Here is an 8,010-nt window from a genome sequence, read left to right as displayed (position 1 = left end):
CATAGATGTGTAAAATGCTACTCATATATTATTTTTATATCCTGTTAAAATTATAACTGAATCGGTAAAAAATTATTTTTACCCGGCTCTGATTTGAAAATATGGATGTCCATTTGTTTCACACTTACTATACGAATAAAGAAATAAAAATGTTTCATTTTGGTTTGATTTTTTGATAAGTAATTTTAGGTTATTTTCCTAATGTATGTTGAATGGCTTGTCTAATATCACTTACACCTATAACTTCGATTTCCTTTGGGATTGTCCAACCCCCTAAATTTCGTTCAGGAAGAATTACTCGCTTAAAGCCAAGCTTTGCCGCTTCCTGGACCCGCTGCTCAATTCGAGAAACACGTCTTACTTCACCGGTTAAACCAACTTCACCAATAATGACATCTGTTGGATTTGTCGGCTGATCTCTGAAACTTGAAGCAATGCTTAAGGCTACTGCTAAATCAATCGCTGGTTCGTCTAGCTTCACACCACCTGCGACCTTTAAATACGCATCTTGATTTTGCAAGAGAAATCCTGCTCTTTTTTCTAATACAGCCATTAATAATGACACCCGATTATGGTCTATTCCTGTTGCCATGCGGCGTGGATTGCCAAAACTAGTTGGTGATATTAGGGCCTGAATTTCGACAAGAACTGGTCGTGTCCCCTCCATTGAGGCAACAACTGTTGATCCTGCAGCACCCGCAGAACGCTCCTCAAGAAAGATCTCAGAGGGGTTTGCAACTTCTTCTAGGCCAGTTTCTTTCATCTCAAAAATGCCCATTTCATTCGTGGAACCAAAACGGTTTTTTACAGCACGTAAAATACGATACGTATGATGACGTTCCCCTTCAAAATAAAGAACGGTATCCACCATATGCTCGAGTAAACGTGGACCTGCAATATTTCCCTCTTTCGTAACATGACCTACAATAAAAATAGCAATCCCATTTGTCTTCGCAATCCGCATTAATTCCGCTGTACATTCCCGCACTTGAGAAACACTACCAGGAGCAGAAGTGATTTCCGAGTGATAAATAGTTTGAATGGAATCAATCACAACAAAAGATGGGTTTAACTCGGTAATTGTCTGGGAAATAAATTCAAGGTCGGTCTCTGCTAAAACATACAATTGATCAGAGGAAACCCCGAGACGGTCAGATCTTAGCTTCGTTTGTTTGACTGATTCTTCTCCGGAAATATATAAAACTTTGCTTTGATTGGCTATTTGGGAGGATACTTGCAGCAGCAAGGTAGACTTTCCTATACCTGGGTCACCACCAATTAAAACAAGTGAACCGTGGACGATTCCGCCGCCAAGTACACGATTAAATTCCTTGTTTGTTGTATACATTCTAGGTTCATTTACTGACTCGATAGAAGTGATTGGTGAAGGCTTGCGCTGAACAGTGGGACTTGAATGAGCAAAAGCACCTTTTCTAGATGGTTTATTTAATGTTTCTTCGACTAATGAATTCCATGCGCCACATCCCGGACATTTCCCCATCCATTTTGGTGATTCATAGCCACAGGATTGACAGGTGAATTTTGTTTTTGTTTTTGCCATAATCATGAATCCTTTCCTTAGATAAAAAGAGGTATACATGAATCACTATTGATGTATACCTCTCTTACAATTGCTTTTTTATTTCACTGTTGCTTTAATTTCTTCGGCTTCTTTTGTATGGATCACGAATTCTCCATTATCAAAATCCATTACAATTTTCTTTCCTTTTTCTATATTACCGCGTAATAGCTCTTCAGACAAACGGTCTTCAATTTGCTTTTGAATTGCACGGCGTAATGGACGTGCTCCATATTCTGGATCATAACCTTCATCGGCAATCCTGTCTTTCGCACTTTCCGTTAATACAAGCTCAAAATCTTGCTCCCGCAGGCGTTTTGTTAACTGATCAGCCATTAGCGTAACGATTTCTCTCAAATGTTTCTTTTCTAGTGAGTGGAAGACTATGGTCTCATCGATCCGGTTAAGGAACTCAGGACGGAATGCTTTCTTGAGCTCTTCCATTACCTTATCCTTCATGTTTCGATAGTCCTGCTTCTCGTCATCAAGAGTAAAGCCGACATATTTGTTTCGCTTCAATGTGCTAGCTCCAACGTTTGAAGTCATAATTAAAATCGTATTTCTAAAATCAACCGTACGACCCTTAGAGTCTGTTAAACGGCCATCCTCTAGAACTTGAAGTAAAATATTGAACACATCTGGGTGTGCTTTTTCAATTTCATCTAGCAGGACAACAGAATATGGCTTACGGCGAACCTTTTCCGTTAATTGGCCACCTTCTTCATAGCCTACATATCCAGGAGGTGAACCTACTAATCTTGATGTAGAATGCTTTTCCATGTACTCTGACATATCTACACGAATCATTGCATCCTCATCACCAAAAATAGATTCGGCTAAGGCACGCGCTAATTCTGTTTTTCCGACCCCTGTTGGTCCCAGGAAAATAAATGATCCTGTTGGTCGCTTTGGATCTTTTAATCCGGCACGTGAACGTCTCACAGCCTTAGAAACTGCTTTTACAGCTTCCTCCTGACCAATGACACGGGAGTGAAGGATTTCTTCCATGTTAAGCAATTTATCAGCTTCTGTTTGTGCTAGTTTTGATACAGGAACCCCAGTCCAGCTTGAAACGACCATTGCGATATCATCCACTGTCACCTCAGAATTCTCTTGACCCTGTTTTTCCTTCCATGTTTTCTTCGTTTCTTCTAATTGCTCACGAAGACGTTGCTCAGAATCTCGTAATGAAGCAGCTTTTTCAAATTCTTGACTTTGAACGGCTGCGTCCTTTTCCTTCCGCACTTCTTCAAGTTTTAGCTCAAGCTCCTTTAAATTTGGCGGAGCCGTATACGAGCGAAGGCGAACCTTTGAACCAGCCTCATCAATCAAATCAATGGCCTTATCTGGTAAAAAGCGATCTGAGATATATCGGTCTGAAAGCTTAACCGCTTGAATGATTGATTCATCAGAGATAGATACTCTATGATGAGCTTCATAGCGATCACGCAATCCTTTTAAGATTAAAATGGATTCCTCTACAGTTGGTTCATCCACCTGGATTGGTTGGAAACGACGCTCCAGGGCTGCATCTTTTTCAATGTATTTTCTATATTCATCTAATGTTGTAGCACCAATACATTGTAGCTCACCGCGAGCAAGCGATGGTTTCAAAATATTTGATGCATCAATTGCACCTTCAGCACCACCAGCACCGATTAATGTATGAAGTTCGTCAATGAATAGAATGATATTTCCTGCTTGGCGGATTTCATCCATTACCTTTTTCAAACGATCCTCAAATTCTCCACGGTATTTCGTACCTGCTACAACAGTACCCATATCAAGTGTCATCACACGCTTATCGCGAAGTGTTTCTGGAACCTCATTGTTTATAATTTGTTGAGCCAACCCTTCGGCAATGGCAGTCTTACCAACACCAGGCTCCCCGATTAAAACAGGGTTGTTTTTTGTACGACGGCTAAGTACTTCAATCACACGTTGAATCTCTTTGCTACGCCCAATTACTGGATCAAGGCTTCCTTCTCTTGCTATCGCCGTAAGATCACGTGCTAAGCTATCAAGGGTTGGCGTATTGGCATTTGCAGAACCTCCACCATGATGCCCTGAAGACGACTCATTGCTTCCTAATAGTTGCAAAACCTGTTGGCGAGCTTTATTAAGACTTACTCCAAGATTGTTTAATACTCTTGCAGCGACACCCTCGCCTTCACGAATTAATCCAAGTAGGATATGCTCTGTTCCAACATAGGAATGGCCAAGCTTACGAGCCTCATCCATCGATAACTCGATTACCTTTTTTGCACGAGGTGTGTAATGGATGGTCTGTGACCCTTCCTGACCACGGCCAATTAGGGCTTCCACTTCTTTTTGAATTTTTTCAGGTCCTAATCCAAGTGCAAGCAAAGCCTTTGCAGCGATTCCTTCACCTTCACGTATAAGACCTAATAGTACATGTTCAGTTCCAATATTGTTATGTCCTAAACGTACAGCTTCCTCTTGAGCTAGCGCTAACACCTTTTGTGCACGCTCAGTAAATCTGCCAAACATCATAGCCCATCACCCTCCATGTCAGTAGTCTTATTATTTTCTAGTTTCAATCTTTCTCTAATAATAGACGCCCTTCTGACGTCCCTTTCATTCGGCCTTAATGCCCCACCTGCATAGACCTGCAAAAATCCAGGTTGCGTTAAAACCATGAGTTCATTAAGGATGGTTCGTGATATATCTTTTATATAGCCGAGATCAATACCTAATCGGACATCTGATAGACACTTAGCTGCTTCCTTCGATTCAATGATCCTACTATTAGCTAGAACCCCATATGAACGAAATACACGGTCCTCCAACTGAATGTTGGAAGTCTTCACAAGCGCCTCTCGTGCAGAGCGCTCTTGTGCTATCAATTGTGCAACTACACTCTTTAAATCTTCCACAATATCTTCTTCCGTCTTTCCAAGCGTGATTTGGTTGGATATTTGAAAAATATTTCCTAACGCCTCACTGCCTTCACCATATATTCCTCTTACAACAAGACCCAGTTGATTAATCGCTGGAATGATACGACCCATTTGATGTGTAAGGATAAGTGCTGGCAGATGCATCATGACAGACGCTCTTAGTCCAGTACCTACATTTGTTGGGCAACTTGTTAAATATCCCCTTGTTTCATCAAATGCGTAATCGACATGTTCTTCGATCCAATCATCTAAGTTATTTGCAACCTTTAATGCTTGCGATAATTGCAACCCTGGGAATAAACATTGTATTCGGATATGGTCCTCTTCATTAATCATGATGCTAATTTCTTCATTTTCGGATAAAAGACAAGCCCCAAATGTAGAATTCTCAGCTAAATGTGGGCTTATCAAATGCTTTTCAACCAGTACCCTTTTTTCAACGGGCTGAAGCTCCATCATTTTTAATAATTCAAATTCTCCAATTGAGGGAAAATGCTCCCCGGCAAAGCCTTTTTGGAAGACATCTACAATTTGCTCAGCCTCTTCATTTGAGTAAACCGTTGAGAAGGGTACATTTTTTAAATTTCGAGCAAGCCTAATCCGTGAACTTAAGACAATATCTGAATCAGGACCTTCTTGACTCATCCAAGCGCTTAAGGCTTGATTGATAAAATGCTCAAGTGACATTGATTAAACCTCCCCTTCATTGTAACCACTCAGTTGTTTTTCTAATGCTCTAACGCGGTCACGAACATCTGCAGCTTTTTCGAATTCCTCTAAAGAAATATATTCCTGCATCTTTTGCTTTAGTTGTTCGATTTCTTTCCGAATATGGAAGGAGCCTCCGATTCGTTTTGGAATTTTCCCTGTATGATGTGTATTGCCGCTATGCAGACGTTTTAGAATTGGGGTAAGTTGTTTTTCAAAGGTTGGATAGCAATGTGAGCAGCCAAACCGACCTACCTTTGCGAATTGTTGAAAAGTCATATTACAATTCTCACATTGTAATACTTCATTCTTTTGAAATGCATTTTGCTTTGAACCTGTAAGTGGCTCAAATTGAAGAAGTCCTGCTAATAAGTTATCTATTGAAAAGCCAGATGTGCCTGGAAACATGAACATCTCACTTTTTTCTTGAGCACAATGTTCACAAATATGAATCTCTGTTTTTTCTCCATTAATAACCTTCGTAAAATGAAATGTCGCAGGGCGTTGGTTACATTCTTGACATATCATGATAACACCTTCCTACTTCTTAACCTTTATTATCTATACATAAGGGATGTAAGCATTGCCTTTAACATTCTTGCTCTTAATTCATCCCGATGTGGAAGTTCAATAAACAAGACTGAACGGTCAATTACACTCAGCATGATCTTCGCCTCTCTTTTCGAGATAACTTCCTCCTCTACCAAGCGCAAAATGACATCCTCGGCACTTGTTTGAGCGATACGTCTATCGATAAGGCGTACGAGCTGATTAATCAGTTGAGAGTCGTCATTTGTTTTCACCCTCATTATCCGAATGTATCCTCCGCCCCCTCTTTTGCTTTCCACCAAATAGCCTCTTTCTAACGTAAACCTCGTATTTATCACATAATTAATTTGAGATGGGACACATTCAAATTTATCGGCAATCTCACTTCTTTTAATCTCAACTGTTGATCGATCACTTGTATCAAGAACACTTTTTAAATAATGTTCAATGATATCAGATATATTCCTCATTATGACCACACCTCACCTTGACTTTGACTATATTTGACTATAATTATAATATAAAATGACTGCACTAATTTTTCAACTGTTTCGCATGTAAAATTGAAAGTTGGCAATCATCTACAAAGCATTTACTATCCTATACTTTCCAAACCGGGTACCCCTCTAAACACGAAATCAAAAAATTTTTTGTACCATTTCCTGTTTAGACATTTCCTCATATAAACGTATTCGTTCATTTTTGCTTGCCACTTCTACATCTATTGTGTACTGACAATTATTATCCATTTTTTCCTTGGAATACTTAATATTAAAATCCTTCACCCGAAAACCATTATCCTTAAATAATTTTAGAATTGCTGAAAATGAGGAAATATCCTCATTAATAATGATATGAACAACTTTTCGTTTTCTAGATTTAAAAAAGAATTCCTCAAATCGGTTTAGAAAAATTAAACTGAGTAAAACCACAATTGTTGTTAAAATAGCTGGAGCATACATACCTAATCCGATTATTAACCCAAGTCCAGCAACAACCCAAATCGATGCTGCTGTAGTTAATCCTCGAACCGTTGCATCTCTCACTAAAATGGTCCCAGCACCCAAAAACCCAATCCCACTAATTACATATGAAGGAATTCGTGCCGGGTCAAAGCGGACATTAGCACTCATCTCTAAATAAGGCTGAAACCCATAGATAGACATCAGCATCATTAAACAAGAACCGACTCCAACCAGTAAATGTGTACGGAATCCAGCAGGATGTTTATGTACCTCTCTCTCTAATCCAACTAACCCACATAATAACGCAGCCATAAAAATACGAATTGACATCGTTAAAAATTCTTGGGTTTGGAACGATGCAAAAAATTGTGTCATTGTCACATCCCCCCTCTTCTAAAAATCCTGTAACTAAACTATTCGATGGGTAATTTAAAATACCCTTTAATATAAGAAGAAAAAATTAGTGTTCTATAATTATACGATTCGGCTAAAAAGTTTATGATTGCACAGACTATCTTTTTTAGAATAGTATTTCGGCCTTAGGGACTTTGATATTTTTATCATTAACAAACCACTATAAAATATTGATTATTTTTCGAGTGTAAAATTTTACATAGATATTGGGACTTTTTATCGATAGAGGGAAGTGTGTTGATAATGGGTATTTTTGTCGATATGTGGTGGGAGGAAATTTGAGCTTGTTGGTATATGATAAGGGTAGTTGTTACGGTATTTCACTTATTGTTTTTCGGTCGGGCGATATACCGATTAGAATGGTTACGGTTTATCATTTTTTCATGTTTCGGCTCGGCGGTATACCGCTAATGCTGTTTGGGGTATATCATTTTTCGTTTTTAGCTTGGGCTGATTTCAGCATCTAGGTTCAAGTGGGTCCGCACTATCGGTTGTAGGATAAGGATAAGCACCCGATCTGATAAATAGACGGAAAAATTCCGCTTACTTAGTAAGTGTTATTAAAAAATGCTTAAATAAACGGAGAAATTCCGCCTATCGGCTAGAAAAATTCGAAAATGGGAGATTTCGCTTGGCATAACCGGAAAACCTCCCCTTATTTATCACGAAATGAGCTCCAATCTCCATTTAATCGGAAAATCTCCGCTTATTTTACCCCCTCTGGATACTCGATCTCGATAAATAAAAAAGACCAACCATAACGGTTGATCTTTTAGGTGCCTAGCGACGTCCTACTCTCACAGGGACAAAGTCCCAACTACCATCGGCGCTGAAGAGCTTAACTTCCGTGTTCGGGATGGGAACGGGTGTGACC

General features: G+C 39.4%; 6 protein-coding genes and 1 rRNA gene. All 7 read right to left on the bottom strand.

Annotated features, from left to right (window positions below; all coding sequences use genetic code 11):
- Positions 1-190: 190 nt before the first annotated feature.
- Positions 191-1,561: a DNA repair protein RadA gene (gene radA, locus V7147_RS13125; RefSeq protein ID WP_335368309.1), complete on the bottom strand. Its 1,371-nt coding sequence runs from the start codon at positions 1,559-1,561 to the stop codon at positions 191-193.
- Between the two features lie 78 nt (positions 1,562-1,639).
- Positions 1,640-4,093, bottom strand: a complete 2,454-nt coding sequence (gene clpC, locus V7147_RS13120; protein WP_335368308.1) for an ATP-dependent protease ATP-binding subunit ClpC — start codon at positions 4,091-4,093, stop codon at positions 1,640-1,642.
- Entirely contained in the window at positions 4,090-5,187 is a 1,098-nt protein-coding gene (locus V7147_RS13115; protein ID WP_335368307.1) for a protein arginine kinase, read from the bottom strand. The genes clpC and V7147_RS13115 overlap by 4 nt, the downstream gene beginning before the upstream one ends.
- A 3-nt stretch (positions 5,188-5,190) precedes the next feature.
- Entirely contained in the window at positions 5,191-5,736 is a 546-nt protein-coding gene (locus V7147_RS13110) for a UvrB/UvrC motif-containing protein (protein ID WP_335368306.1), read from the bottom strand.
- Between the two features lie 29 nt (positions 5,737-5,765).
- A complete protein-coding gene (locus tag V7147_RS13105) occupies positions 5,766-6,230 on the bottom strand; it encodes a CtsR family transcriptional regulator (RefSeq protein WP_438824587.1) in 465 nt (154 codons plus the stop codon).
- A gap of 165 nt (positions 6,231-6,395) precedes the next feature.
- Positions 6,396-7,097 carry an MgtC/SapB family protein gene (locus V7147_RS13100; RefSeq protein ID WP_335368304.1) on the bottom strand — a complete coding sequence of 234 codons (702 nt, stop codon included), beginning with the start codon at positions 7,095-7,097 and terminating at the stop codon, positions 6,396-6,398.
- Positions 7,098-7,914: 817 nt separating this feature from the next.
- Positions 7,915-8,010: ribosomal RNA gene (gene rrf, locus V7147_RS13095) — 5S ribosomal RNA — on the bottom strand; the annotation flags it as partial.

The organism is Bacillus sp. JJ1521 (assembly GCF_036965165.1).
GTDB lineage: Bacteria > Bacillota > Bacilli > Bacillales > Bacillaceae_L > Ferdinandcohnia.
The sequence above is the reverse complement of the archived record's forward strand: the minus strand, read 5'-3'. Positions and strand labels throughout refer to the sequence as shown.